The sequence below is a fragment of the Pseudomonas sp. MIS38 genome (assembly GCF_019891575.1).
GTDB lineage: Bacteria > Pseudomonadota > Gammaproteobacteria > Pseudomonadales > Pseudomonadaceae > Aquipseudomonas > Aquipseudomonas putida_A.
On sequence record NZ_JAFLXF010000005.1, the window covers coordinates 102,048 to 128,325 of the forward strand.

Annotated in this window: 21 protein-coding genes; 19 read left to right on the forward strand and 2 right to left on the reverse strand. The window is 61.0% G+C overall.

The features are described 5' to 3' along the window. Positions 1 to 96 precede the first annotated feature (96 nt). The 4 genes from J1G18_RS08460 (at position 97) to J1G18_RS08475 (ending at position 4,824) form a co-directional block, all read left to right on the forward strand. Positions 97 to 1,185, forward strand: coding sequence for a polyamine ABC transporter substrate-binding protein (locus J1G18_RS08460; protein WP_041063835.1), 1,089 nt, complete (start codon positions 97 to 99; stop codon positions 1,183 to 1,185). Beyond that, positions 1,182 to 2,483 carry an NAD(P)/FAD-dependent oxidoreductase gene (locus J1G18_RS08465; protein WP_223007459.1) on the forward strand — a complete coding sequence of 434 codons (1,302 nt, stop codon included), beginning with the start codon at positions 1,182 to 1,184 and terminating at the stop codon, positions 2,481 to 2,483. The genes J1G18_RS08460 and J1G18_RS08465 overlap by 4 nt, the downstream gene beginning before the upstream one ends. Positions 2,484 to 2,600: 117 nt before the next feature. After that, entirely contained in the window at positions 2,601 to 4,256 is a 1,656-nt protein-coding gene (locus J1G18_RS08470; RefSeq protein WP_115989804.1) for an intermembrane transport protein PqiB, read from the forward strand. 16 nt (positions 4,257 to 4,272) lie between these two features. Further along, positions 4,273 to 4,824 carry a membrane integrity-associated transporter subunit PqiC gene (locus tag J1G18_RS08475; RefSeq protein WP_223007460.1) on the forward strand — a complete coding sequence of 184 codons (552 nt, stop codon included), beginning with the start codon at positions 4,273 to 4,275 and terminating at the stop codon, positions 4,822 to 4,824. On the opposite strand, the gene J1G18_RS08480 is transcribed toward J1G18_RS08475, so the two are convergent. Further along, positions 4,782 to 6,092: a sensor histidine kinase gene (locus tag J1G18_RS08480; RefSeq protein WP_223007461.1), complete on the reverse strand. Its 1,311-nt coding sequence runs from the start codon at positions 6,090 to 6,092 to the stop codon at positions 4,782 to 4,784. The genes J1G18_RS08475 and J1G18_RS08480 overlap by 43 nt on opposite strands. A 454-nt stretch (positions 6,093 to 6,546) precedes the next feature. Here J1G18_RS08480 and J1G18_RS08485 point away from each other — a divergent pair, with 454 nt between their 5' ends. The 6 genes from J1G18_RS08485 to J1G18_RS08510 all read left to right on the forward strand — a co-directional run bounded on the left by J1G18_RS08485 (position 6,547) and on the right by J1G18_RS08510 (position 14,473). Further along, the gene (locus J1G18_RS08485) at positions 6,547 to 7,089 is read left to right on the forward strand and encodes a histidine phosphatase family protein (protein WP_262415545.1); all 543 of its coding nucleotides are present in this window, start codon (positions 6,547 to 6,549) and stop codon (positions 7,087 to 7,089) included. Positions 7,090 to 7,383: 294 nt separating this feature from the next. Further along, a complete protein-coding gene (gene arnT, locus J1G18_RS08490) occupies positions 7,384 to 9,105 on the forward strand; it encodes a lipid IV(A) 4-amino-4-deoxy-L-arabinosyltransferase (RefSeq protein ID WP_202368132.1) in 1,722 nt (573 codons plus the stop codon). Next, a complete protein-coding gene (locus tag J1G18_RS08495) occupies positions 9,102 to 10,619 on the forward strand; it encodes an ArnT family glycosyltransferase (protein WP_223007463.1) in 1,518 nt (505 codons plus the stop codon). The genes arnT (J1G18_RS08490) and J1G18_RS08495 overlap by 4 nt, the downstream gene beginning before the upstream one ends. 186 nt (positions 10,620 to 10,805) lie before the next feature. Continuing rightward, complete coding sequence (locus tag J1G18_RS08500) at positions 10,806 to 11,819, forward strand: iron ABC transporter substrate-binding protein (protein ID WP_223007464.1); 1,014 nt, start codon at positions 10,806 to 10,808, stop codon at positions 11,817 to 11,819. A 3-nt stretch (positions 11,820 to 11,822) separates the two neighbouring features. Then, positions 11,823 to 13,418 (forward strand): ABC transporter permease, encoded by a 1,596-nt coding sequence (locus J1G18_RS08505; protein WP_223007465.1) that lies wholly within the window; start codon positions 11,823 to 11,825, stop codon positions 13,416 to 13,418. After that, positions 13,415 to 14,473 (forward strand): ABC transporter ATP-binding protein, encoded by a 1,059-nt coding sequence (locus tag J1G18_RS08510; RefSeq protein ID WP_223007466.1) that lies wholly within the window; start codon positions 13,415 to 13,417, stop codon positions 14,471 to 14,473. Before J1G18_RS08505 ends, J1G18_RS08510 begins: the two co-directional genes overlap by 4 nt. Here J1G18_RS08510 and xerC read toward each other — a convergent pair whose 3' ends face one another. After that, on the reverse strand, positions 14,474 to 15,364 hold the full coding sequence (gene xerC / locus J1G18_RS08515; protein WP_027611947.1) for a tyrosine recombinase XerC: 891 nt from the start codon (positions 15,362 to 15,364) through the stop codon (positions 14,474 to 14,476). A 438-nt stretch (positions 15,365 to 15,802) separates the two neighbouring features. Between xerC and arnB the strand changes: the two genes are divergently transcribed. The 9 genes from arnB to J1G18_RS08560 are packed head-to-tail and all read left to right on the forward strand — an operon-like array spanning position 15,803 to position 26,219. Then, positions 15,803 to 16,951: a UDP-4-amino-4-deoxy-L-arabinose aminotransferase gene (gene arnB, locus J1G18_RS08520; protein WP_027611948.1), complete on the forward strand. Its 1,149-nt coding sequence runs from the start codon at positions 15,803 to 15,805 to the stop codon at positions 16,949 to 16,951. Beyond that, positions 16,948 to 17,979: an undecaprenyl-phosphate 4-deoxy-4-formamido-L-arabinose transferase gene (gene arnC / locus J1G18_RS08525; protein ID WP_134786352.1), complete on the forward strand. Its 1,032-nt coding sequence runs from the start codon at positions 16,948 to 16,950 to the stop codon at positions 17,977 to 17,979. Before arnB ends, arnC begins: the two co-directional genes overlap by 4 nt. Then, positions 17,976 to 19,967, forward strand: coding sequence for a bifunctional UDP-4-amino-4-deoxy-L-arabinose formyltransferase/UDP-glucuronic acid oxidase ArnA (gene arnA / locus J1G18_RS08530; RefSeq protein WP_003224731.1), 1,992 nt, complete (start codon positions 17,976 to 17,978; stop codon positions 19,965 to 19,967). Before arnC ends, arnA begins: the two co-directional genes overlap by 4 nt. Then, the gene (gene arnD / locus J1G18_RS08535; RefSeq protein ID WP_098963996.1) at positions 19,967 to 20,851 is read left to right on the forward strand and encodes a 4-deoxy-4-formamido-L-arabinose-phosphoundecaprenol deformylase; all 885 of its coding nucleotides are present in this window, start codon (positions 19,967 to 19,969) and stop codon (positions 20,849 to 20,851) included. The genes arnA and arnD overlap by 1 nt, the downstream gene beginning before the upstream one ends. Further along, entirely contained in the window at positions 20,848 to 22,497 is a 1,650-nt protein-coding gene (arnT, locus tag J1G18_RS08540; RefSeq protein WP_223007467.1) for a lipid IV(A) 4-amino-4-deoxy-L-arabinosyltransferase, read from the forward strand. Before arnD ends, arnT (J1G18_RS08540) begins: the two co-directional genes overlap by 4 nt. Then, positions 22,494 to 22,838 carry a 4-amino-4-deoxy-L-arabinose-phosphoundecaprenol flippase subunit ArnE gene (gene arnE, locus J1G18_RS08545; RefSeq protein ID WP_097089729.1) on the forward strand — a complete coding sequence of 115 codons (345 nt, stop codon included), beginning with the start codon at positions 22,494 to 22,496 and terminating at the stop codon, positions 22,836 to 22,838. The genes arnT (J1G18_RS08540) and arnE overlap by 4 nt, the downstream gene beginning before the upstream one ends. Then, positions 22,835 to 23,248, forward strand: coding sequence for a 4-amino-4-deoxy-L-arabinose-phosphoundecaprenol flippase subunit ArnF (gene arnF / locus J1G18_RS08550; RefSeq protein ID WP_223007468.1), 414 nt, complete (start codon positions 22,835 to 22,837; stop codon positions 23,246 to 23,248). Before arnE ends, arnF begins: the two co-directional genes overlap by 4 nt. After that, positions 23,245 to 24,624, forward strand: coding sequence for a UDP-glucose dehydrogenase family protein (locus tag J1G18_RS08555; RefSeq protein WP_134786348.1), 1,380 nt, complete (start codon positions 23,245 to 23,247; stop codon positions 24,622 to 24,624). The genes arnF and J1G18_RS08555 overlap by 4 nt, the downstream gene beginning before the upstream one ends. Further along, positions 24,621 to 26,219, forward strand: coding sequence for an ArnT family glycosyltransferase (locus tag J1G18_RS08560; protein WP_223007469.1), 1,599 nt, complete (start codon positions 24,621 to 24,623; stop codon positions 26,217 to 26,219). The genes J1G18_RS08555 and J1G18_RS08560 overlap by 4 nt, the downstream gene beginning before the upstream one ends. Positions 26,220 to 26,278 lie beyond the last annotated feature (59 nt).

The following is a 26,278-nucleotide window of genomic DNA, read 5'->3' on the forward strand; positions in this document are numbered from 1 at the left end:
GGAGCAAGCCCCCTCCCACAAAGAGCAGGGGAACAATGATCCATCTGAAAATCCAGAACCACCTGAAAAACTCCAATAATTCCAAGAGGTGTCGATATGCGTCTATTGAAATCCATGGTTCCCGCCGCACTGGCGCTGCTGTGCAGCACCGCAGCCCTGGCCCAGCCACAGGTCAGCGTCTACAACTGGACCGACTACATCGGTGAAACCACCCTCGCCGACTTCCAGGCCAAGACCGGGATCAAGGTGATCTACGACGTTTTCGACTCCAATGAAACCCTGGAAGGCAAGCTGCTCGCCGGCCGTACCGGCTATGACGTGGTGGTGCCGTCCAACCACTTCCTCGCGCGTCAGGTGAAGGCCGGCGCGTTCCTCAAACTCGATCGCGAGCAGTTGCCGAACTGGAAAAATCTCGATCCCAAGCTGCTTGAACTGCTCGAAAAGAACGACCCGGGCAATCAGCACTCGGTCCCATACCTGTGGGGCACCAACGGCATCGGCTACAACGTCGACAAGGTCAAGGCTGTGCTCGGCATCGATCACATCGACTCCTGGGCCGTGCTGTTCGAGCCGGAAAACCTGAAGAAACTCACCCAGTGCGGCGTGTCAATGATGGACTCGGCGGACGAAGTGTTTCCGGCGATCCTCAACTACATGGGCATGGACCCACGCAGCGAAAACCCGGAAGACTATAAAAAGGCTGAAGCGAAACTGCTGAGCATTCGCCCGTACATCACCTATTTCCACTCCTCGAAATACGTTTCCGATCTGGCCAATGGCGATATCTGCGTAGCCTTCGGTTACTCCGGCGATGTGTTCCAGGCGGCCAACCGCGCCAAGGAAGCCAAGAACGGGGTGAACATCGCTTATGCGATTCCGAAGGAAGGCGCCAACCTGTGGTTCGACCTGCTGGCGATCCCGGCCGACGCCAGCAACACCAAGGAAGCCCACGCCTTCATCAATTACCTGCTCGATCCGCAAGTGATCGCCAAGGTCAGCGCTTCGGTCGGTTACGCCAACCCGAACCCGGCCGCCAAGCAGTACATGGATCAGGCGCTGGTGAACAATCCCGAGGTCTACCCGTCGCAGGCGGTGCTGGACAAGCTCTACATCTCCTCTACCCCGCCCCAGTCGATCATGCGTCTGATGACCCGGTCCTGGAGCAAAGTGAAGTCGAACAAATGAACCAGTACAGCAAAGAACACGCCCGCTCCTATTACGCAGCTTCGGCCCGGGCCAGTACGCCCTGGCCGGCACTCGACGGTGACCTCACCGCCGATGTCTGCGTGATCGGCGGCGGCTTCACCGGGGTCAACACCGCGATTGAACTGGCGCAGCGCGGGCTGTCGGTGGTGTTGATTGAAGCCCGACGCATTGGCTGGGGCGCCAGCGGGCGCAACGGCGGTCAGTTGATTCGCGGTATCGGTCATGAGGTCGAAGGCTTTGCCCGTTACGTCGGCAATGACGGCGTGCGTTACTTGCAGCGCGCCGGGATCGACTCGGTGGAACTGGTGCGCCAGCGCATCACCGAGAACGCCATCGAGTGCGACCTGCGTTGGGGCTTCTGCGAGCTGGCCAACACTCCGGCGCAATTCGCAGCGTTCAAGGACGAACAGGTCAGCCTCGACAAACTCGGTTATCAACACCAGACCCGTCTGGTCGGCCCGGAGCTGATCCGTCAGCAAGTGGTCAACGCCGACATCTACGCGGGTGGTCTGATCGACATGGGGTCCGGTCATCTGCACCCGCTGGATCTGGTGCAAGGCGAAGCGCGTCTGGCGGCGTCCCTCGGTGTGCGAATCTTCGAGCAAAGCCCGGTGCTGCAGATCATTCGTGGCGAAACCGTTGAAGTGCGCTGCGCCACTGGCAGCGTCCGCGCCGGCAGTCTGGTGCTCGGTTGCAATGCGCATCTGGATGAACTCGAACAGCAACTCAGCGGCAAGGTCCTGCCCGCCGGCAGTTACATCATCGCCACCGAGCCGCTGTCCGAGGAACGTGCCGCGCAATTGATCCCGCACAACCTCGCGTTGTGCGACCAGAAAGTCGGCCTCGATTACTACCGGCTCTCGGCGGATCGACGCCTGCTGTTTGGCGGCGCCTGTCATTATTCCGGACGCGATCCGGCAGACATCGCTGCCTACATGCGGCCGAAGATGCTCAAGGTCTTCCCGCAACTGGCGGACGTGCGCATCGACTATCAATGGGGTGGCAAGATCGGCATCACCGCCAACCGTTTCCCGCAGGTCGGCCGGCTCCAGCAGCAGCCGAACGTGTTCTACGCTCAGGGTTACTCCGGGCACGGCCTCAACGTCACGCACTGGTGCGCCAAGCTGCTGGGCGAAGCGATTCACGCCGGCCACAGTCAGGGCATGGATGTGTTCAGCGCGGTGCCGCACATGACCTTCCCCGGCGGCCCGGCCCTGCGTTCGCCGCTGCTGGCACTGGGCATGTTCTGGTATCGCCTGCGTGAAATCCTCGGCTGAGGCATCCACCACGTAACCATCTCCTCGCTTATTTGCTCTATCGCCAAGCACTTCTATATTGATGAAGTGCTTTTGCGTTCCTGACGCTCAGCATCCACAAAACCGAGGAGGACATGGATGAAGTCGTCAGCCGCCGATGAGCCACGAGCACCGGGCCAAGCGCCGATCAAGACGCGTCGCTTCAGTATTTCACTGGTGTGGATCGTGCCGATCGTCGCGGTGCTGGTCGGTATTTCGCTGGTGGTGCACAACCTGATGCAGGAAGGCCCGACCATCGTCGTCAACTTCAAGACCGGCAGTGGCCTGACCGCCAACAAGACCGAGGTCAAATACCGCAATGTGGTGATCGGTCAGGTGACTGACGTCGAGTTGAGCGGCGATCAGAAGAGCGTCGACGCCACGATCAAACTGGCCAAGCAGGCCGAAACCTTTACCCGCGAAGACTCGCACTTCTGGGTCGTGCGCCCGCGCATCGGCGCAGGTGGTGTGTCGGGCATCGACACCCTGCTCTCCGGCGACTACATCGGCGCCGACATCGGCCAGTCCGACAGCCGCGCCAAACACTTCAAGGGCCTGGAGAACCCGCCCCCGATCACTTACGGCGAACCGGGCAAGCGCTTCATGCTGCATGCGCCGGATCTCGGCTCGCTGGACATTGGTTCGCCGGTTTACTACCGCAAGATTCCGGTCGGTCAGGTGGTGACCTACACGCTCAACCCCGAGGGCAAGGGCGTGGACATCGAGGTGTTCATCCATTCGCCGAACGACGCGTTCGTCACCGAAAACACCCGGTTCTGGAACGCCAGCGGCATCGACATCAATGTCGGCGCCAACGGCTTTGCAGTGAAGACCGAATCGCTGTCGACCATGCTGGTCGGCGGCATTGCCTTCCGTGCGCCGGATTACAGCCCCAACGATGTGGCAGCCGCCGACGACAAGGATTTCGAACTGTTCGCCGATCAGCAGACCGCCCTCGCCCCGCCCAACGGCAAGGCGCAATACATGGTGCTGCGCTTCGAACAGTCCTTGCGCGGGCTCAAGGTCGATGCACCGGTAGAGTTTCTCGGCATGGAGATCGGCCGGGTCGTCGGGATCAACCTGGACTTCGACGCGAAAAAACGCAGCTTCCCGCTTAACGTCGGCATCGTCATTTACCCCCAGCGCCTGGGGCAGGCCTACAAAAAGATGCTGACCGAATTCAAGCACGATCCCGACGACGAAGCCGCCGGCATTCGTTTGCTCGGCACCTTCGTCGACAACGGTCTGCGCGCCCAGGCCCGCAGCGGCAACCTGCTGACCGGGCAACTGTACATTGCGCTGGATTTCTTCCCGAAAGCCGAGAAAGTTGCGTTCGACGCGACGGCTCGGCCGGTGGTCTTGCCAACCGTGCCCGGCAGCCTCGAACAGTTGCAGGAAAAACTCGAAGCCGTGGTCGACAAGCTCAACAAACTGCCGGTCGAACGGATTGCCGGCAACCTCGACAGCAACCTCGTCGAGCTGCGCAAAGGCCTGACCCAGTTCAACGCGAAAACCCTGCCAAGCGTGCAGACCACCCTGGCCGACGTCAGCAAGACCTTGCAGTCCGCCAGCTCGACCCTGGCCGAAGATTCGCCACAGCGCGAGAAACTCACCGAGACCCTCGACGAACTCGGGCGCATGTCGCGTTCGCTGCGTGAGCTGTCGGATTATCTCGGTCGCCATCCGGAATCGCTGATTCGCGGTCGTCCCGACAACGCGGCGCCGCTTGATCTGAAAGGACCGCCGCGCAATTGAGCACAGGAGCTCCCCCATGGCTTTACCGCTGAAGATCACCGTGCTCGCTGCGTTCATGCTGCTGGGCGCCTGCCGCAGCGAGCCGATCAACTTTCACACCCTGACCCCGGTGCAACTGCCGCCGTCCCGCTCGGGCGCGCAGATTCCGATCGAGGGGATCAGCGTGCCGCCGCAGGTCGACCGCCCGCAAATCGTCATCCGTCAGGGCAACAATGGCCTGGCGATTCTGGAAACCCAGTGGTGGGGGGCGAGTCTGGCGGATGAGCTGCGCAGTGCCTTGAACGATCAACTGAGCAATACCGGCAGTCGCGGCAACGTCTCGGTGCGCATCGATGTGCAGCGTTTCGACTCGATCCCCGGCCAGTACGGGCTGATCGACGTCAAATGGCGCCTGCGTCCCAGCGGTGCGGCGGACAATGCTCTGCTGACCTGCCATTCAACCTTGCAAACTCCGTCCGGCCCGAGCATCGACGAACTGGTGGCCGCGCAACAGAACAACGTCAAGCGCCTGGCTGCTCTGATCAATCAGGCGGCGGGCAATTCTCGCGTCTGCCCTTCGGCCTCCTGAGCCGCCGACAGCGTGACGGTGAAACGGCAGCCGTTGGGTTCGCGAGTCACCAACTGAACCTGCCAGCGCTGATGGCTGCAAATCCGCTGCACCAGCGACAATCCCAGCCCAAGGCCTTCACCGCGCTGTTCGTCACCGCGCACGAATGGCTGGAACATCGCGTGACGTTTCTCCTCCGGAATACCGATGCCGCTGTCCTCGACCACGAAGCTGCCCTTGAGCAGGGTCAACCTTACAAAGCCCTGATCGGTGTAGTGCCAGGCATTGCGCAACAGATTGCCCATGACCGACTGCAAGAACGTCAGGTCATAACGCGTGGTGCCCGCCAGTTGCGGCTCGTAGATGAATTCCAGGCCCTTTTCACGAATGAGTCGCCCCCAGATTTCCACCTGGGCGTCGGCGATCGATTTGAGTGTGCAAGTGGATTCGGTGCCAAGCTCTTCCGGCTTGCGCGCCAGCATCAAGAAGGTTTCGACCAGTTGGCGCATTTCAGCGCTGGCCCGGGCAATGCGTGTGACCTGCTGAGTGGAACGCTGATCCAGCGAGGGGTTGGCCAGCAACAGCTCGCAGGAGCTGGCCAGAATCATCAACGGTGTGCGCAGTTCATGACTGACATCACTGGTGAAGAGTTTTTCGCGGTTCAGGGTTTCGCGTAACCGGCCGAGTGTCTGGTCGAAAGACAGGGCCAGCTCCCCTACTTCATCATCGGCGTAATCCGGATGCAGGGCCGGCGCCAACGCGATCAACTGATCACGATGCCGCACCTGCCCTGCCAGGCGAATCACCGGCGCCATGACCTGCCGCGCCAGCAGCCTGCCGAGCGCGACGGCCAGCATGACGCTGAGGATGAACCCGACAATCACCACCACGAACAGCAGGTGTTCACGCTGTTCGAAGCTTTCCTGATTGCGCAACAGCACATATTTGCGGCCACCGACCGCCTCGACCATCGCATAGAAGTCGTCGCCGTTGAACGTGATCTCTTGAAACCCCACGGGCAGTTCCGCCAGTTGCGGCGTCAGCGCCATGGGCCCCGGGCCGTTCTCGAAAAAAAACAGTTCGCTCTTTTCCGGCTCGTGGCGCCACTGGTTGATGTCGTCCATCGCCAACAACCGGCGCAGCCCACCGCTGAGGGCGGTCATGGTCAACTTGTGCTCCACGACATGCACGGTAGCCACAATGCCCATCGCGAAGACACCGGCCACCACCGCGCTCATCAAGGCGAACACAATCACGATCCGATTGGCGAGGCTTTGCTTGAGGTCCATCCGGTTCAATGACTCCAGTGCTGATGTCGGGGGCTGAAAGCAGCTGCGCCACGACGTTATCCAAAGTCGCAGCTTCGCCTCCACTGGCGCCATTGTTAAGTGGCCAAAACAAACAAAACGACTATTTGAGTTTAGTTATCAAATAGACTTTTCCGCTAATACCTGCGCTTCTCTCGCAAATTTTTCACATGTTCTTCACTGCCCCGCCACGACTCTGAACGTAGTGTTCAGCAGCCATTCAAGCAGATCCCCGTAAAGTAACTAATCTCCTGGAGCTTACGTTGCACTTTGCGTGTTGACTGAATGGAACTCGGGAATGACAAGGGGCAACGTTGTGGTTGAATTAGTACAAGTACAATCAGCGTCCAAGCGATGGGACCTGTCTCGTCCGCGCACTTGGGCAATCATTGCCGTCGGTTTGCTGCTGATCGCACTGATTTGCGGCTTCGTCTGGATGCAACGTTCGCCCCCCAACCTGCGCTATGCGAGTGCGTCGGCTACCCAGGAATGGGTGAAGGCCTGGCAGGCCGGTGAGGTCGTCGCACTGGTGCGACATACCGAACGTTGCGACCGCTCGACCAATCCCTGTCTGGGGCCGGCAGACGGTATCACCCAGGCTGGCAGCATTGCTGCAGCCGACGTCGGCCGTGGCTTTACGCAACTGGGTCTGGAAAAGACCCAGTTCTTCAGCAGCCCGTTGACGCGCACCATGCAGACTGCGCATTACATGCTCGGCCACGATGCAGTGGCGGCGGAATGGCTGGAAACCTGTGGCCCGACGATGCGCAATGAATTGGTGGCGCACAAGACCCCGGGACAGAACATGATTCTGGTAACCCACAGCGGCTGCATCGCCGACTTTGAACGGCAGACCGGTTACCCGCGCGCGGTCGCCGCCGAATATGGCAGCACTGTTTTGGCCCGGATAGATGCACAAGGAAAACTTGATGTAATCGGCATCATGAACCCCGAAGGCTGGCAGCGATTGACCAAGTAACCAGCAAACTTAATCAAGCACTAAACAGCTCGGCCAATGCTCTGGCGCAGGGTATTGGCGCGCATGAAGTTGTAATAAGAAATGTTTTTCAGACTGAAAAACTGGAAATATTTCATTTTAAAGCTTGTCTTCCCGAGGAGAACTTAAAGCTGGAAGCAGACCCGTTCTCTGAATGCAGGACACGCCCCTCGGCCATGCTCGCCTCTGCATTCATTCAACCCAGTGCCGCGCCTGCTACGGAAATCGCCGGGCCGTCACTGAAACGCACACTTTGTACTGCACCAAGGTCCAGTCATGACGTCTGAGAACAAACCGCTGCACCATGCAGCGCTGAATTTGCCGCGCCTCCACCAGAGCTCCCTGATCGAACGCTTTGCGATACCCGGTCTGGTGCTGGCATTCGTGGTGTTTTATCTGCTGCCGCTGATGACTCACGGTCTGTGGATTCCCGATGAAACCCGTTATGGGCAGATCAGCCAGGAAATGCTGCAGAGCGGCAACTGGGTGGCGCCGCACTTCATGGGCATTCGCTACTTCGAAAAACCGATCGCCGGCTACTGGATGATCGCCATCGGCCAGGCGATTTTCGGTGAAAACCTGTTCGGCGTGCGCATCGCCTCGGCACTCAGCTCCGGGGTTAGCGTGTGGCTGGCCTACCTGTTGGCCCGGCGCCTGTGGAACAACCCGCGAATCAGCGCCGCGTGCGCCCTCCTTTATATGAGCTTCGGCCTGATCGCAGGACAAGCCGGCTATGCCAACCTCGATCCGCAGTTCACCTTGTGGGTCAACCTGAGTCTGGTGGCGATCTGGTTTGCCATCGACAGCAACACCCCGCGCGCGCGCCTGGGCGGCTGGGCTTTGTTGGGATTTGCCTGCGGCATGGGCCTGATGACCAAAGGTTTCCTCGCCCTGATGCTGCCGGTGCTGATCGCCCTGCCCTACATGATCTGGCAACGGCGCTTCGGTGAACTGGTGCGTTATGGACTGGTTGCCGTGGCGGTGGCCGCGCTGGTCAGCGTGCCATGGGCACTGGCCGTGCATGCCCGTGAACCGGATTTCTGGCGGTTCTTCTTCTGGCACGAACACATCCGCCGCTTCGCCGCCGGTGAAGACGCACAGCACGCACGACCATGGTGGTTCTACCTGCCGCTGCTGTTTGCGTCCACCTTGCCGTGGGCACTGCTGTTGCCTTCGACGCTGCTGCGTACCTGGCGCGAAAAGCGTGATCCGAAAATCGCCTTCCTCGCCTTGTGGTTCCTGCTGCCGCTGGCTTTTTTCAGTGCGAGCAGCGGCAAACTGCCGACTTACATCATGCCGTGCCTGCTGCCATTGGCTCTGTTGATGGGCTACACCGTGATGAACTGGATAGCTGACCAGAACGGCCGCGTCTTACGCATCAACGGTGTGGTCAACGTAGTGCTGGCCATCGCCGCACTGATCGCGCTGATTTATCTGCAAGCGACCCGTGAAATTTACGAACACACCGAAATGTTCAGCCTGTCGCTGGGCTATATCGTGCTGCTCGGCTGGCTGATTGCCGGATCGCTGCAAGCCTTGCGCCCTCTGGCGCTGTGGGCGATGCCGGCGTTGGGCATCGGCCTGCTCGTCGCATTGCTGCCAGCGGCGATGCCGGCGACCATCGTCAACAGCAAGATGCCGGATCAGTTCATTGCCGAACATCAGCAGGAACTGAGCGAAACCAGCTCGTTGCTGAGTAACGACCTGGGAGCCGCTTCCGCATTGTCATGGCGTTTACGCCGCCCGCAAGTCGACCTGTTCAACACCGTTGGCGAGCTCAAGTACGGCCTCGATGACCCGGCCATGGCCTCACGCAAGGTCAGCCTCGACGGCGTAGGCGAATGGATGACCGAAGCGCGCAAAAAAGGCTCGGTGGGCGTGGTGATGCGCGTCAACAGCACCTCTGACGAGCAGCAACTGGAGCTGTTGCCGATAGACGGCAAGCACTACCGCCGTGGCCAGATCGAAATCCTCATCTTCAGCCAGAGCCAGCCATGACCCGGACCAGGACTGAACGGAGGCAATTGCTGCTTCTGCTGACGGCGACTGCCCTGCTGTTATTGCTCGGCCTGGGCAGTCGCGAGCTGTGGGGGCCGGAAACCCGCTGGGCCAACATCGCCTTGCAGATGCTGCAAAGCGGCGATTATTTCGACCCCTATCTCAAGGGCAGTCCTTATTACGACAAACCGCTGCTGTCGTACTGGCTGATCACCGCCACCTCCTGGTTCACTGGCGGACTGGGACATTGGTCGTTACGCCTGTCTTCGGTGATTTCCGCGTGGCTTAGCGTGTGGCTGGTGTACCTGCTCGGCGAGCAACTGTTTCGCAAAGGCACCGGGCTGATCGCCGGCTGGATGCTGGCGACCACCTTCTATTTCGTGTTCTGGGCGCGAGTCGCCACCGCCGACATTCTCACCGTCTGCGGCGTGCTGGCGGCCGTCTGGTGGTATTGGCGCGGCCCGGATGACACCCGCTTCTGGCGCTACGTGGTGTTCTTCGGCCTGCTGTCGCTGACCTCGCTGTTCAAAGGCCTGATCGGTTTCATCCTGCCGGGGCTGGTGCTGCTGCCGCACCTGCTCAGCGAACACCGCTGGAAACGTCACCTGAACCTGCGACTGTTCGGCGCGCTCTTGATCGCCGGGGCGTTTTACATGGCGCCGTTCCTGTTGTCTCACCTCTACGGTGCGCCCAACTACGAACAAAGCGGCCTCGGCCTGGTGCTGCGTGAAAACGTCGTGCGGTTTTTCCAGCCGTTCGATCAGTTCGGGCCGATTTACACCTACTTGATCTACCTGCCGGTCTACACCCTGCCATGGGCGCCGTGCTGGTTGATCGCCTTGTGGGTGGCCGCGCGCCACTGGAAGCACATCGAACCGGATACCCGCTGGCTGATTCAAGGGCTCGCGCTGCTGATGCTGTTCTTCACCGCCAGTGGCAGTCGCCGCAGCTACTACGTCTTGCCGCTGGTGCCCTTCGCGCAATTGCTGGGTGCCTGGTGGGTGACCCGGCGCATGGCCGCCCGCAACAGCGAAGGCCGTGGGCTGAAGATCGGCTTCGCTGTCACTACTATGTTGCTCGCTGCGGTACTGGGTGTGCTTTACCCATGGACCAACAGCGGCGGCGGTGTCATCCGCTTCGGCGAGCAGGTTCGCGAACAGGCCAGTCAGCAGGCACCATTGAATCAATGGCGCATGGTCATGATCGAGGTCGACAACAAAGTACCGATGTATCTGCAAACCGGTGGTGCACCGTTCTACTACGTGCCGGAAACGATCGAGGACTTCCCGCACAATGGCGACACAGCGACGCTGATCGCCTGGCTGGAAAGGACCAGCGGGGAACATTGGGATCCGCAACGCACGATCTTCGTCGCGCAATATCGTTCCGGTGACGCCGTGCCACTGGATGCGCTGAAGGCTGATCACCAGGTCATCACCACCACCCCGACCCGTGGCGAGCAGCTATTCCACGGGCGTGAAGACCAGAGCGTGGCTTACATCCCCCACTCCTGAGCAATGACGTTAAGACAAAAGTGGAGAGTCGCGGTAAATTTGAATGGCAATGACAAGTATTAACGGCTTCTTTGACGTTTTTTTCTCATTTGCCACCCTACATTGCCGCGACTCGACACTTGCAAATCGTTCGCATTGTTTCCTGCGAGGGTTTGCTCATAACGTCTGAAAACAGGAGCTGCCCGAATGAATCCACGCTTTCCATCCTTCTTCAAGCGCGCATTGCTGGCCACTGCGTTGCTCGGCACCGGGCAGGCTTTTGCCGCCGATTCGGTGGGTCTGGTGGTCTACAACGCGCAGCATGAAACGCTGACCAAGGCCTGGGTGGCCGGCTTCACCGAGGAAACCGGCATTCCGGTGACCATTCGCAACGGCGATGACACCGAGATGGGCAACCAGCTCGTGCAGGAAGGCGCCGCCTCGCCGGCAGACGTATTCCTCACCGAAAACTCGCCGGCGATGGTGCTGGTGGACAACGCCAAACTGTTCGCCCCTCTGGCGCCCGCTACCCTTGAGCAAGTCGATTCCGCCTACCGTCCGGCCCACGGCAATTGGGTCGGCATCGCCGCCCGTTCCACCGTGTTCGTCTACAACCCAAGCAAACTGACTGAAAAAGACCTGCCCAAATCCCTGCTCGACCTCGCCACCCCGGCCTGGAAAGGCCGTTGGGCCGCCTCCCCGGCTGGCGCGGACTTCCAGGCGATCGTCGCCGCTGTCCTGCAACAGAAAGGTGAAGCTGCCACGCTGGAATGGCTCAAGGGCATGAAGACCAACGCCACGATCTATCGCGGCAACAGTGCGGTGCTCAAAGCGGTGAACGCCGGGCAGATCGACAGCGGTGTGATCTACCACTATTACAGCTTCGTCGATCAGTCCAAGACCGGCGAAAACAGCAAAAACACCAAGCTGTACTACTTCAAACATCAGGATCCGGGCGCGTTCGTCAGTACCTCCGGCGCCGGCGTGCTGGCCTCGAGCAAGCATCAGGATGAAGCGCAGAAGTTCGTCAAATACATCACCAGCAAGGAAGGTCAGGTAGTTCTCGAAACCGGCACCTCCTTCGAATACGCCGTGGGTAAAGACGCGCCGTCCAATCCGAAGCTCACTCCGCTGAAAACCCTCGACGCGCCGAAAGTCGATGCGTCGACCCTCGACAGCAAAAAAGCCGTCGAGCTGATGACCCAGGCCGGATTGCTCTAAGTGATGCCCGAAACCTTGCCTGCACCGGCCGTTGCGACGGCCGCCGCCAGCCTCCTTCACCCGCCCCGTACGCTGGCCGGGCGTGGCAGTTCGTGGGTGGTGAGCTCGGCGGTGCTGGTGTCATTGCTGTCACTGCTGCCGATTGCGTTCGTCATCGGCGTGGCGTGGTACACCGGTTGGGCAACCATCGAAGCCCTGATATTTCGCCCGCGGGTCGGCGAATTGCTGATCAACACCGTTCTGCTGGTGCTGATCACCCTGCCGCTGTGCATCCTGCTCGGAACCACCCTGGCCTGGCTGACCGAGCGCAGCAATCTTCCCGGCCGACGCTTGTGGTCAGTGCTGGCGGTCGCACCGCTGGCGGTGCCGGCGTTCGTCCACAGTTATGCGTGGGTCAGCCTGATTCCGTCGATCCACGGTCTGCCGGCCGGTGTGCTGGTGTCGGTGATCGCCTATTTCCCGTTTCTGTATTTGCCGATTGCCGCGACCTTGCGCCGTCTCGATCCGGCGATTGAAGACGTCGCGCAATCCTTGGGACTCAAGCCGTGGGCGGTGTTCTTTCGGGTGGTGTTGCCGCAATTGCGCCTGGCAATCTGCGGTGGCGCGTTGTTGGTCGGTCTGCATTTGCTGGCCGAGTACGGCTTGTACGCGATGATCCGTTTCGACACCTTCACCACGGCGATCTTCGATCAGTTCAAATCGACGTTTAACGGCCCGGCGGCCAACATGCTCGCTGGCGTTCTGGCGCTGTGCTGTCTGGCGATGCTCACCGCCGAATCTGCCGCCCGTGGCAACGCCCGCTATGCGCGAGTCGGTTCCGGCAGCGCCCGGGATCAGCGCAGCGTGCAACTGGGCCGAGGCGTGACAACCCTGGCTTTATTGCTGCAAACCTTGACCTGCCTGCTGGCACTCGGTGTGCCGTTGCTCACGCTGGGCCGCTGGCTGCTGGCCGGTGGCGTGCAGGTCTGGGAAGGTGACGAGTTGCTGCCGGCGCTGCTGCAGACCTTGTCTTACGGAGTGGCCGGCGCATTGCTGACCAGTGTCGCGGCGATTCCCATCGCGTGGCTGTCGATCCGCTCGCCGGGCAAACTGCAGCGCTTGCTGGAAGGCTGCAACTACATCACCAGCTCCCTGCCCGGCATTGTCGTCGCGCTGGCGTTGGTCACTGTGACCATCCATTTCGCCCGGCCGATCTACCAGACCACCATCACCGTGCTGCTGGCTTACCTGCTGATGTTCTTGCCGCGAGCACTGGTCAGCATGCGTGCCGGTTTCGCGCAGGCCCCGGTCGAGCTGGAAAACATCGCACAAAGCCTTGGCCGCTCGCCGATACGCGCATTGTGGCTGATCACCGTGCGCCTGGCGGCCCCCGGCGCGGCGGCAGGTGCAGCGCTGGTGTTTCTGGCAATCACCAATGAGCTGACCGCAACCCTGCTGCTGGCGCCCAACGGCACGCGGACCCTCGCCACCGGATTCTGGGCGATGACCAGCGAAATCGATTACGCCGCCGCCGCGCCCTACGCGTTCTTGATGATCCTGCTTTCACTGCCGCTGACGGCCATTCTCTATCACCAATCCAGGCGTACCGCTGGCCGATGAACGCTCTCGAACTGCTCAACCTCAGTAAAACCTTCGGCGCGCAAAAGGCGCTCGACGACGTCAGCCTCAACGTGCCGACCGGCAGCCGCACAGTGATCGTCGGCCCCTCCGGTTCCGGCAAGACCACGCTGTTGCGAATGATCGCCGGCTTCGAGTTTCCCGACAGCGGCAGCCTCACCCTCAACGGCCAGACGCTGGTCGACCGCAGTCACGCAGTGCCGGCCTATCAACGGCAGATCGGCTACGTACCGCAAGACGGCGCGTTGTTCCCGCACATGACGGTGGCGGCGAACATCGGTTTCGGCCTGGCCCTGACCGGTGCGGCCCGCACCCAGCGCATCCTTGAATTGATGGACAGCGTCGCCCTCGACGCCAACATGGCCAACCGTTGGCCCCACGAATTGTCCGGAGGCCAGCAACAGCGGGTCTCGCTGGCCCGTGCACTGGCGCAGCAACCACGGCTGATGCTGCTCGACGAGCCGTTCTCCGCCCTCGACACCGGTTTGCGCAGTGCCATGCGCAAAATGGTCGCGCGCCTGCTCGAAGACGCCGGCGTCACCACCATTCTGGTGACCCACGACCAGAGCGAAGCGTTGTCGTTTGCCGATCAATTGGCGGTTATGCGCAGCGGCCGGCTGGTGCAGTCCGGGCATCCGATGGATCTCTACCGCTATCCGCAGGATGAACAGACCGCGCACTTTCTCGGCGAAGCGGTGGTCCTGCCCGCGCGAATCGAGGCGGGTTGGGCGCATTGCGATCTGGGTCAGGTGGCGGTGAACAGCAACGGCTTCAGCGGCGCCGCGCAGATCATGCTGCGCCCCGAGCAATTGCAAATCGCCGAGGTGGCGTCTGACGGTCAAAGCTGCCCTGCGCTGGTCACCGACCGCGATTTTGCCGGCAACACCTGCACCCTGACCGTTGAACTGAGCTCATCCGCGACTCAGGATCCGGCCCGTTCGATTCTGGTGCGCAGCTCCGGCATGCACGCGCCGCCCGCCGGCAGCGCGGTGCAGCTGTCGGTACTCGGTGCGGCGCATGTGTTTGGCCTGAGCTGATCAGAGATCGAAGCGATCCACCGCCCGCCGCCGCTCGTTGTCATCGCGCACATCGTAGTTGGCGGTGGTCTGGATGTTGCTGTGATGCGCCAGTTTCTGCGCGATCGACAGGTCGTGCTCCTCGATCACCCGAGTGATGAACGAGCGACGGAAATCGTGGGGCATGATCTTCACCCCGACCTGCGTGCCGCGCTGGCGGGCGATGTAGTAGATCGCATGCTTGGTGATCCGCTCGCGGGTGATGTGGCTGCCACGGCGAATACGGTTGAACAGGAAGGCATCGTCGCTCTCGCCTTCCTTGAGCTGCGAGCGGCGCAGTTCGAGCCATGCATCGAGCTTGCTGAAAGCCCATGCCGGCGCGTACTTGATCAACTGCTTGTTGCCCTTGGCGGTGACGCACAGGCTGCGCTCGCTGAAGTCGACCTGATTCAGGTCCAGATCCACCGATTCCGACTTGCGCATACCGGTACCGTACAGCAGCGCGATGATTGCTGCATCACGCAAGCCCTGCGGGCGTGGGTCGGCGGCGCAGACTTCCATCAATTCGTGAATCAGCGTGCGCTTGAGATTGCGCCCCTGAGACAGCCGCGTGCCGGCAATGCCCTTGACCGAGCGCATCTTCAACAGATGTTCCTGGCTGATCAGACTCATGCGCCAGGCCTCATTCATCACCCCGCGCACCGCATTCACATACAACGAAGAAGTGTTCGGTGCGTAGTTGTCTGCGCGCAATGCAGCGACCAGTGCAACAACATCTTCCGGCTGCAAGGCATGCCAGGGAATCTCTTCGACATTCATGTCTTCAAAGCCCAGGCGATCGGCCGCATCTTGCAGCACGTAACGCATGGTCAGTTGGCTGGAGGGCGCCAAACGCGCGAGGTACAGGCTCATCGGGTTGGTTTTTGGAGCGTCGGGGGTTGCAGCAACTAAATCAATCAAACGTTAAACCTTGAGTAAAAAACGTACAGCACTACAACAACTAACAAATGCAATGTACTTGAAGTAAAGAAGGTACTTGAGCGGCACTGTCCGACAAAAAACTGCGATGGACGGCAGAAGCCTGAACAGCGGCTGTATAAGTGACAGATAAACGATTCGCCAACCGGTTTTTCATGTTCCTTTCACAAAAACCGGCATAACCTTAATTCCCATAGGTTCGGTAGTGGCTATGCCCCAACCTGCCGGGCAAATCGTGAAAAGTCAATCAATCCCCGACGTCATGCTTTTTTTGCCAAGTTATTGATGCAGGAGCGCTTTTCTGTGTCTACGCTGTGGTTGGATCCAACAGTTACGTGAGTCCATCCTTTTATTTTTTGCAATGAGGTGCCCATGAGTCAGGCGTTTCTCCCCTTCTCCCGCCCAAGTATTGGCGATGAGGAAATTGCCGCTGTCGAGCAGGTGTTGCGCTCGGGCTGGATCACCACGGGGCCGAAAAACCAGGCACTCGAAGAGCAGTTTGCGCAGTACGTGGGTTGCAAGCACGCGGTGGCCTTGTCTTCGGCCACCGGCGGCATGCACATCACGCTGCTGGCCCTGGGCATCGGCCCGGGCGACGAAGTCATCACCCCGTCGCAGACCTGGGTCTCGACCGCCAACATGATCTCCCTGCTGGGCGCCAAACCGGTGTTTGTCGATGTCGACCGCGACACGCTGATGACCGACGCTGCGCGCATCGAAGCGGCCATCACCCCGCGAACCAAGGCAATCATTCCAGTGCACTACGCCGGTGCTGCATTCGATCTCGATCCGCTGTATGCCCTGGCCGACAAGCACGGCATCCCGGTCATCGAAGACGCCGCCCACGCCGCCGGCACCCGCTACAAGGGGCGCCACGTCGGTTCGCAAGGCACGGCGATCTTCTCGTTCCATGCGATCAAGAACATGACCTGTGCCGAAGGCGCGATGTTCGTCACCGACGACGAAGCGCTCGCCAGCCGCGTGCGCATGCTCAAATTCCACGGCCTGGGCGTTGACGCCTATGACCGTCTGACCGGTGGCCGCAAGCCGCAGGCGCAAGTGATGGAACCGGGCTTCAAGTACAACCTGGCCGACATCAACGCCGCGATTGCCCTGGTGCAGCTGCAACGTCTGGACGAAATCAACGCCCGGCGCACCGAACTGGCCACCAGCTACCTGCAAAAATTCGAAGGCCTGCCGGTGCAACCGCTGGCCCTGCCCGCCTATGCCCAGCAACACGCCTGGCACCTGTTCATCCTGCGCATCGACAGCGAGCGTTGCGGCATGGATCGCGAAGCCTTCATGAAGGCGTTGCAGGATCAGGGCATCGGCACCGGTATCCATTTCATCGCCACCCACCTGCACACCTGGTATCGCCAGCGTGACCCCGACCTGTACCTGCCCAACACCGAATGGAACTCGGCGCGGCTGTGCTCGATTCCGCTGTTCCCCGACATGACCGGTCAAGACCTTGACCGGGTGGTCGGTGCCATCGCACACATCATGGAAAAACGCCTGTGAAACCTTATCCAATCCGTAGCGTGTCGATCGTCATCCCGGTCTACAACGAACAGGAAAGCCTGCCCGAGCTGCTGCGTCGTACCGAGGCGGCCTGCCGCCAACTGAATCACGATTTCGAAATCGTGCTGGTCGACGACGGCAGCCGCGACGAATCGGCGAACATGCTCGAAGAAGCCGCCGGGCGTGAAAACAGCCCGTTCGTGGCGGTCATTCTCAACCGCAACTATGGTCAGCACGCCGCGATCATGGCCGGTTTCGAACAGTGCAAGGGCGACGTGGTGATCACCCTCGATGCCGACCTGCAGAACCCGCCGGAGGAAATCCCCCGGCTGGTGGCCGAAGCCGAAAAAGGTTACGACGTGGTCGGCACCGTGCGCGGCAATCGTCAGGACTCGGCGCTGCGCCGTTATCCTTCGAAGCTGATCAACCTCGCCGTGCAACGCTCCACCGGCGTCGCCATGAGCGACTACGGCTGCATGCTGCGCGCCTACCGCCGCACCATCATCGACGCGATGCTCGCCTGCCGCGAACGCAGCACGTTCATCCCGATCCTGGCCAACAGCTTCGCCCGTCACACCACCGAAATCGTCGTGGCCCACGCCGAGCGTGAACACGGTGACTCGAAATACAGCCCGATGCGCCTGATCAACCTGATGTTCGATCTGGTCACCTGCATGACCACCACCCCGCTGCGTCTGTTGAGCATCGTCGGCTTCGCCATGGCCGGATTGGGCGTGCTGTTCGCGATTGCGTTGATTGTCTTGCGTCTGGCCTTCGGTGCCGGTTGGGCCGGTGACGGTACCTTCGTGCTGTTCGCCGTACTGTTCGTGTTCACCGGTGGTCAGTTCATCGGCATGGGGCTGCTGGGTGAATACCTCGGCCGCATGTACAGCGATGTGCGCGCCCGTCCACGTTTCTTCATCGAAAAGGTGTTGCGCAGCCAGCCGGCCGATCCGGCCCCTGCCGTCACCGTTGATGGTCTTTCTTCTACCGCTACTTCTTCCACTTCCGATCAGGTTCTCTCATGAGTGCAAAAACTGTTGTCTTCGCCTACCACGATATTGGCTGCGCCGGCATTGAAGCCCTGCTCAACAGCGGCTTTGACATTGCAGCAGTGTTCACTCACGCCGACGATCCGAAAGAAAACGCGTTCTATGCGTCGGTTGCCCAGCTGTGCGCCAACAAAGGCATCCCGGTCCACGCCCCGGAAGACGCCAACCACCCACTGTGGATCGAGCGCATCGCCAAGCTGGACCCGGAGTACATTTTCTCCTTCTACTACCGCAACCTGCTGAGCGAACCACTGCTGGCCCTGGCCAAAAAAGGCGCGTTCAACCTGCACGGTTCGCTGCTGCCACGCTATCGCGGCCGCGCTCCGGCGAACTGGGTGCTGGTCAACGGCGAAACCGAAACCGGCGTTACCCTGCACCGCATGGTCAAGCGCGCTGATGCCGGCGCCATCGTTGCCCAGCAGCGCGTTGCCATCGAGCGCAGTGATACCGGCCTGACCCTGCACGCCAAACTGCGCACCGCCGCCAGCGACCTGCTGCGCGACACCCTGCCGAACATGCTGCAAGGCAAGATCACTGAAACTCCGCAAGACGAATCGAAAGCCACCGTGTTCGGTCGTCGCACGCCGGCGGACGGCAAACTGGTCTGGGCCAAACCGGCAGAAGAACTGTTCAACCTGGTGCGCGCCGTCACCCGTCCTTACCCGGGCGCGTTCTGCGCCGTGGGCGAACACAAGCTGATCGTCTGGAGCGCTGAAGTCGTCAAGGGCAACGAAGGTCAGGCGCCAGGCCGCGTGATCAGCGTCGATCCGCTGCGCATTGCCTGCGGTCAGGACTCGCTGGTGATCAACGCCGGTCAGCGCAACGACAACGGCCTGTACCTCAGCGGCCCGCAACTGGCCAACGAACTGGGTCTGGTCGATGGCTCGCTGCTGCGCGGTGCCGAATCCGGTCGTGCGCCACGTCGTACTCGCGTACTGATCCTGGGCGTCAACGGTTTCATCGGTAACCACCTGTCCGAGCGTCTGCTGCGTGACGACCGCTACGAAGTCTACGGTCTGGACATCGGCTCCGACGCCATCGAGCGTCTGCGCAGCCACCCGAACTTCCACTTCGTCGAAGGCGACATCAGCATTCACTCCGAGTGGATCGAGTACCACATCAAGAAGTGCGACGTGGTCCTGCCGCTGGTGGCCATCGCCACCCCGATCGAATACACCCGCAACCCACTGCGCGTATTCGAGCTGGACTTCGAAGAAAACCTGAAACTGGTTCGCTACTGCGTCAAGTACAACAAGCGCGTGATTTTCCCGTCGACTTCGGAAGTCTATGGCATGTGCCAGGACAAGAACTTCGACGAAGACAGCTCGAACCTGATCGTTGGCCCGATCAACAAGCAGCGCTGGATCTACTCGGTTTCCAAGCAACTGCTGGACCGCGTGATCTGGGCTTACGGCGCCAAGGGCCTGAACTTCACCCTGTTCCGTCCGTTCAACTGGATGGGCCCGCGTCTGGACCGTCTGGATTCGGCGCGTATCGGCAGCTCCCGCGCCATCACCCAGTTGATCCTCAACCTGGTGGAAGGTACGCCGATCCGTCTGTTCGACGGTGGCGAGCAGAAGCGTTGCTTCACTGACATCGCTGACGGCGTTGAAGCCCTGGCGCGGATCATCGACAACGACAACGATGTCTGCAACGGCCAGATCATCAACATCGGCAACCCGGACAACGAGGCCAGCATCCGTCAACTGGGCGAAGAGCTGCTGCGTCAGTTCGAAGCGCACCCGCTGCGTCACAACTTCCCTCCGTTCGCCGGTTTCCGCGACGTGGAAAGCAAGGCGTTCTACGGTGCCGGTTACCAGGACGTGGAACACCGCAAGCCAAGCATCGCCAACGCCAAGCGCCTGCTGAACTGGGAGCCGACCGTGGAAATGCGCGAGACCATCGGCAACACCCTGGACTTCTTCCTGCGTGAAGCCATGCTCGAAATCGCGGACAAGAAGTAATGCAGGCAGGTCTTCGTATCGATGTCGACACCTACCGTGGCACCCGTGAAGGTGTGCCGCGACTGTTGGAGATGCTCGACGAGGCGCAGGTCAAGGCAACGTTTTTCTTCAGTGTCGGCCCGGACAACATGGGTCGACATCTGTGGCGCCTGATCCGCCCGCAGTTCCTCTGGAAAATGCTGCGCTCCAACGCTGCCGGCCTCTACGGCTGGGACATTTTGCTGGCCGGCACTGCCTGGCCCGGCAAACCGATTGGCCGTGATCTCGGGCACCTGATGCGTCAGGCCCGGGACGCCGGTCACGAAGTCGGCCTGCACGCCTGGGATCACCATGGCTGGCAGGCCAACGCCGGGCGCTGGAGCGACGCGCAACTGATCGAACAGATCCGGCGCGGCGTCGACACCTTGAGCGACATCCTCGGCGAAAAGATCCAGTGTTCGGCCGCCGCCGGTTGGCGTGCGGACGAGCGCGTGATCGAGGCCAAGCAGACCTTCGGCTTTCGCTATAACAGCGATTGCCGCGGGCAGAGCCTGTTCCGTCCGCTGCTGGCGGACGGTTCGCTGGGCACTCCGCAGATTCCGGTGGACCTGCCGACCTTCGACGAAGTCGTCGGCCCGCACGTGGCGGCGAAGGACTTCAACGCCTTCATCCTCGACCGGTTCCAGGCGCAAGCACTCAACGTCTACACCATTCATGCCGAAGTAGAAGGGATTCTGATGGCTCAGGACTTTCGTCAATTGCTGGCCGATGCACGCCAGCGCAATATTGACTTCAAACCCTTGGGCGACTTGTTGCCCGAGTTTTTCAACACCCTGCCCGTGGGCCGCGTGCAACGCGGTGTGCTCGAAGGCCGTGAAGGCTGGCTGGGAGTGCAAGGCGCATGACCAGACGCTGGGCACTGCCGCTGTTGGTCGGCCTTTGTCTGCTGGCCTATCTGTTGCCGTTGAGCACCCATGGCCTGTGGATCCCCGACGAAACCCGCTACGCACAGATCAGCCAGGACATGCTGCTCAGTGGCAACTGGGTGTCGCCGCATTTCATGGGGCTGCGGTATTTCGAGAAACCGATTGCCGGCTACTGGATGATCGCCATCGGCCAGGAATTGTTCGGACAGAACCTGTTCGGCGTGCGCTTCGCCTCGGCACTCAGCACGGCGTTGAGTGTGCTGCTGGCCTACCTGGTCGCGCGCAGGTTATGGAACGATCCGCGCAAGAGCTTCGTCTGCGCCCTGCTCTACATGAGCTTTACAGTCGTCGCCGGTCAGGCCGGGTACGCCAACCTCGATCCGCAATTCACCTTCTGGGTCAACCTGAGCCTGGTGGCGCTGTGGTTTGCGCTTGACAGCAAAAGCACCGGGCACCGTCTGGGCGCCTGGGCGCTGCTGGGGCTGGCCTGCGGCATGGGTTTCATGACCAAGGGCTTTCTCGCCTGGTTGCTGCCGGTACTGATCGCGTTGCCGTGGATGCTCTGGCAGAAACGCTGGCGTGAACTACTGGTGTTCGGTCCGGTGGCGATTGCCATCGCGATCATCGTCAGCTTGCCGTGGGCACTGGCGGTGCACGCGCAGGAGCCGGATTACTGGCGGTTTTTCTTCTGGCACGAACACATTCGCCGCTTTGCCGGTGACGATGCGCAGCACGATGCACCGTGGTGGTTTTACCTGCCGCTGCTGGTGGCGTTCAGCCTGCCGTGGGTTGGCCTGTTGCCGACCGCGTTCAAGCAAGCCTGGCAAACCCGGGCCCAGCCGAACATGGTCTTTCTGTTGTTGTGGTTGTGGCTGCCGCTGGGCTTTTTCAGCCTGAGCAACGGCAAGCTGCCGACCTACATTCTGCCGTGCCTGTTGCCATTGGCACTGCTGCTGGGTAATGCGCTGGCTGATCGCTTGCGTCTGGAACAAGGTCGGGCGCTGGGGATCAACGGTCTGCTGAACCTGCTGCTGGGTGTGGTCACCCTGATCGCACTGGTTTACCTGCAACTGAACAAACCGGTGTACGACCACGAACTGCACAGCCTGGTGCTGGTGTTCATCGCCCTGATCGGCTGGATCATCGCCAACCTGGCGCAAGCGTTCCTGCCGTTGCAGTGCTGGGCGGCGCCGGCGCTGGGCAGTCTGTTACTGGCCGGGATCCTGCCGGCGGCGTTGCCCAAGTCGGTGGTGGCCAACAAAACCCCGGATCAGTTCATCCGGCACCATGTCACCGAACTGTCCGGCACCACGCACCTGCTGAGCAATGATCTGGGTGCGGCGGCAGCGCTGGCCTGGCGCATGAAACAACCAGAGGTCGCGCTGTACAACACGGTCGGCGAACTCAAATACGGTCTGTCCTACCCGGAAGGCGCTGAACGCCGACTCACCAAGGACAACGTTCAACAATGGGTACGCGAAGCGCGCCGCAGCGGATCGGTCGGTGTGCTGATGCGCGTCAAGGGCCAGGACGAGCTCGAAGAGCTGGATCTGCTGCCCAAGGACGGTACCCGTTACGAATCGGGCAATCTGGTGATCATGGTGCTGCCCAAGGATCCGTCATGAGTTGGTTGCTGTTACTGACGGCGTGTCTGCTGACGTGCCTGGGGCAAGTCGCGCAGAAATTCGCCGTGGAGAGCTGGCGCGGCGTTGATTCGTCCTGGGCCGACAAACTGCGTTCGCCGTGGTTGTGGCTGGCGCTGTTTTCGCTGGGTAGCGGGCTACTGGTCTGGCTGCTGGTGTTGCAACGTCTTGAAGTGGGCATCGCTTACCCGATGCTCAGCCTCAACTTCGTGCTGATCACCCTGATTGCCCGCTTCGTCTTTCGCGAGCCCATCGACCGCCAGCATTGGCTGGGCGTGGCGCTGGTGATCGGCGGCGTGGTTTTGCTGGGGCAACAGTCATGAACCAGGCTCGTGGAATCGGTTTTGCTCTGGGCAGCGTAATGCTGGTCAGTGGCGCCCAACTGGGCATGCGCTGGAGCATGACGCGCCTGCCGCAACCGGAACAATGGCTGACGGCGCTGAGCGCCGGCAGTGTCGATCTGTCGGCACTGGCCGTGGTGGTGGCGGCGATTTTCGCCTACGCCCTGTCGATGCTCTGCTGGCTCGCGGCATTGCGCGATCTGCCGCTGGGCCGGGCTTATTCACTATTGAGCATCAGCTACGCGCTGGTGTACCTGCTGGCGGCCAGTCTGCCGCTGTTCAACGAATCGTTCAGTTTCACTAAATCGCTGGGCGTGGCACTGGTCATGCTCGGGGTCATCACTATTAACACTCGTCCGTCTCGTGCGCCCGAATTCAGGAGTGCTCCATGAAAATCACAGTATTTGGTAGCGGTTATGTCGGTCTGGTGCAGGCCGCCGTGTTGGCCGAAGTCGGTCACGACGTCGTGTGTATGGACATCGATCAGAAGAAAGTCGAACTGCTGCGTCAGGGTCACGTCAGCATCTTCGAACCGGGCCTGTCGAGCCTGGTGCGCGAAGGCCTGGACTCCAGCCGCCTGCATTTCACCTCCGATGAAAAACTTGCCGTACAGCACGGTCGTGTTGCGTTCATCGCCGTCGGTACACCGTCCAGCGAAGACGGCTCGGCCGATCTGAAATACGTGCTGTCGGTGGGTGACGCCGTGGCGCGCCACCGTGAGCAGCCGCTGATCCTGGTGGAGAAATCCACCGTACCGGTCGGCACCGGCGACACCCTGCGTGCACACATTCAAGCCGCACTGGACAAGGCCGGTCGTGAGCTGCAGTTCGATATCGTCTCCAACCCGGAATTCCTCAAGGAAGGTTCGGCGGTGTCCGACTGCCGTCGTCCGGACCGCATCGTCATCGGCTGCGAAGGTGACGAAGTGCGCGATGTGATGCGCGACCTGTACTCGCCATTCAACCGCAACCATGACCGCATCATGTTCATGGACCTGCGCAGCGCCGAGCTGACCAAATACGCCGCCAACTGCATGCTGGCGACCAAGATCAGCTTCATCAACCAGATCGCCGAACTGGCCGAACACCTGGGCGCCGACATCGAGTCGGTGCGTCAGGGCATCGGTGCCGACACGCGCATCGGTTACCACTTCATCTACCCCGGCTGCGGTTATGGCGGTTCGTGCTTCCCCAAAGACATGCGCGCGCTGATCCACAGTGCCGAACAGGCGCATTGCTCCAGCGACCTGCTGCAAGCGGTCGAGGCGATCAACGAGCGGCAGAAGCACAAGCTGTTCGACCGCATCAACGCCTTCTACAAGGGTGATCTGCGCGGTAAGACCTTCGCCCTGTGGGGCCTGGCGTTCAAGCCAAACACCGACGACATGCGCGACGCGCCGAGCCGTGTACTGCTCGATTCGTTGTTCGCTGCTGGCGCCAGCGTTCGCGCGTTCGACCCGGAAGCGATGCAGGAAACCCAGCATCTGTATCCGAACGAAGAAAAACTGATGCTGATGGGCACTCCGGAATCGGTGCTGGCGGGTTCCGATGCGCTGATCATCTGCACCGAATGGCAGCAGTTCAAGGCGCCGGACTTCGACCTGATCGAGCAACGCCTGAAAGCCCCGGTGATCTTCGACGGCCGCAACCTGTACGACGCCGAGCGTCTGGCACGCAACGGCTTCAAGTACTTCCCGATCGGCCGTGGCGATTCGCGCAAACTGCCGATCCCGCTGCAACAGTGGCCTAACAAAGCGGACGTCGCTTGATCACGTTGTCGCCTGTCATCCGCCGGCAGTCCCTGATCGCAGGGCTGCTGGCGCTGTTGCTGTTCATAGCCGGGGTTTACGGACAGGCTCCCATTGGCTTCGATTCACGGTTCGTACTGTTTGCCCAGGAAATGCTGAGACACGGGCCGACCGTATTCCCGACCACATACGGTCAACCTTACGCCGACTATTCAGCGCTCTCGACGCTGTTCATCTGGCTGTTGTCGTTGCCCTTCGGCGCGATCAACACCCTGACGGCATGGCTGCCGAGCGCGATTGCCGGCGGCGTGATCGTGACGTTGATGTATCGGTTGCTGGCGGTGCATTCGCAACGCTGGGCCCTGATCAGCATCGCGCTGTTGATGCTCACCAGTACCTTCGTCACCGAAGTGCGCGCGGTGTCGCAAGACCTGATGCTCGCCGCCGTGGCGCTGTCGGTGTTTTACCTCGGCTACGCACACGACCACTTCGGCTCGCGCCGGCGCTGGCCGCTGATCTTTGTCCTGCTGTTGCTGGGCTTCGGGATTCGCGGGCCTATCGGCCTGGTGGTACCGACCGGCATGCTCTGCAGTTACTACCTGCTCAACCGTGAGTGGAAACGCCTCTTCGTGTTCGGCGTGATCGCTTCTGTGTTACTCGCAGCGTGTGTCAGCCTGCTGTTGTGGCTGGCGAAACTCAGCGGTGGCGAAGCCTTCCTGCAGGACGTGATCCGCATGCAGTTCATGGGGCGCATGGACGGCAGTGAGGGCGTCAGTGGTTCGCTGTATTACTTCACCAGCTCCATCGGCAACTACGCACTGGCGTATCCGCTGGCGATTCTGGCGTTGGCCGCGACCTGGCTGAGCAAGCCGCATCAGCGCGGGCCGGCCTTGCGTCTGGTGCAATACTGTGCGGCCGCCGGGCTGATCGTCATGGTCGGTCTGTCGATTCCACAGGCGAAGAAGGCGCGTTACCTGCTGCCGATGTTGCCGATGGCGGCGATCATCGCGGCGTACCCGTTTCAGGTGCTGCACGGACGAGTGTTCCGCGTATTGCGTGGGGTAATTCAAGGCATTTGGCTGGTGACACCGGGGCTGTTGATGGTGGCCCTGCTGGTTGCCAAGCGCCGTTTTCCCGAGCAGCTGGACGGCATCACCCTGGTGCTGGTCGTGCTCGGCGTTCTGCAATTGCTCGCGTTGTCGCGCCTGATGGTCCCGCGCTGGCGGGCCGAAGTGTTGGCGCTGTGCTCGGTATTGGCGTTGTGGACGGTGTATGCCGCGGTGTTCGAACCGGTAGAGCGACGTCTGTACGACACGCAGGCCTTCAGTCGTGCTGCCTTCGCGCAGGTGCAGCAGAACCCGGCCCCGCTGGTGCTGCACGGCATGGGCAAAGACGCCAAGGCGATCAAGTTCATGGTCAACGTCGAGCAGGATCTGCAACCGCAGTTCACCGAAACAGTCCAGCAACTCGAAGCCCTCAAAGCCCCGGCCTGGCTGATGATGGACAGCAAGGACCTGCAATCGCTGCAAGGCACCTCGCTGGCCAGCCTGCAACCGGTGCTGACGGGGCGTTTCGACAAGAACGATTACGTGCTGTTGTATCTGAAGCCCTTGTAGGAACTGATTGAGGCTGCGATCTTTTGCGCTTTCAGGAAAAAGATCGCAGCCTGCGGCAG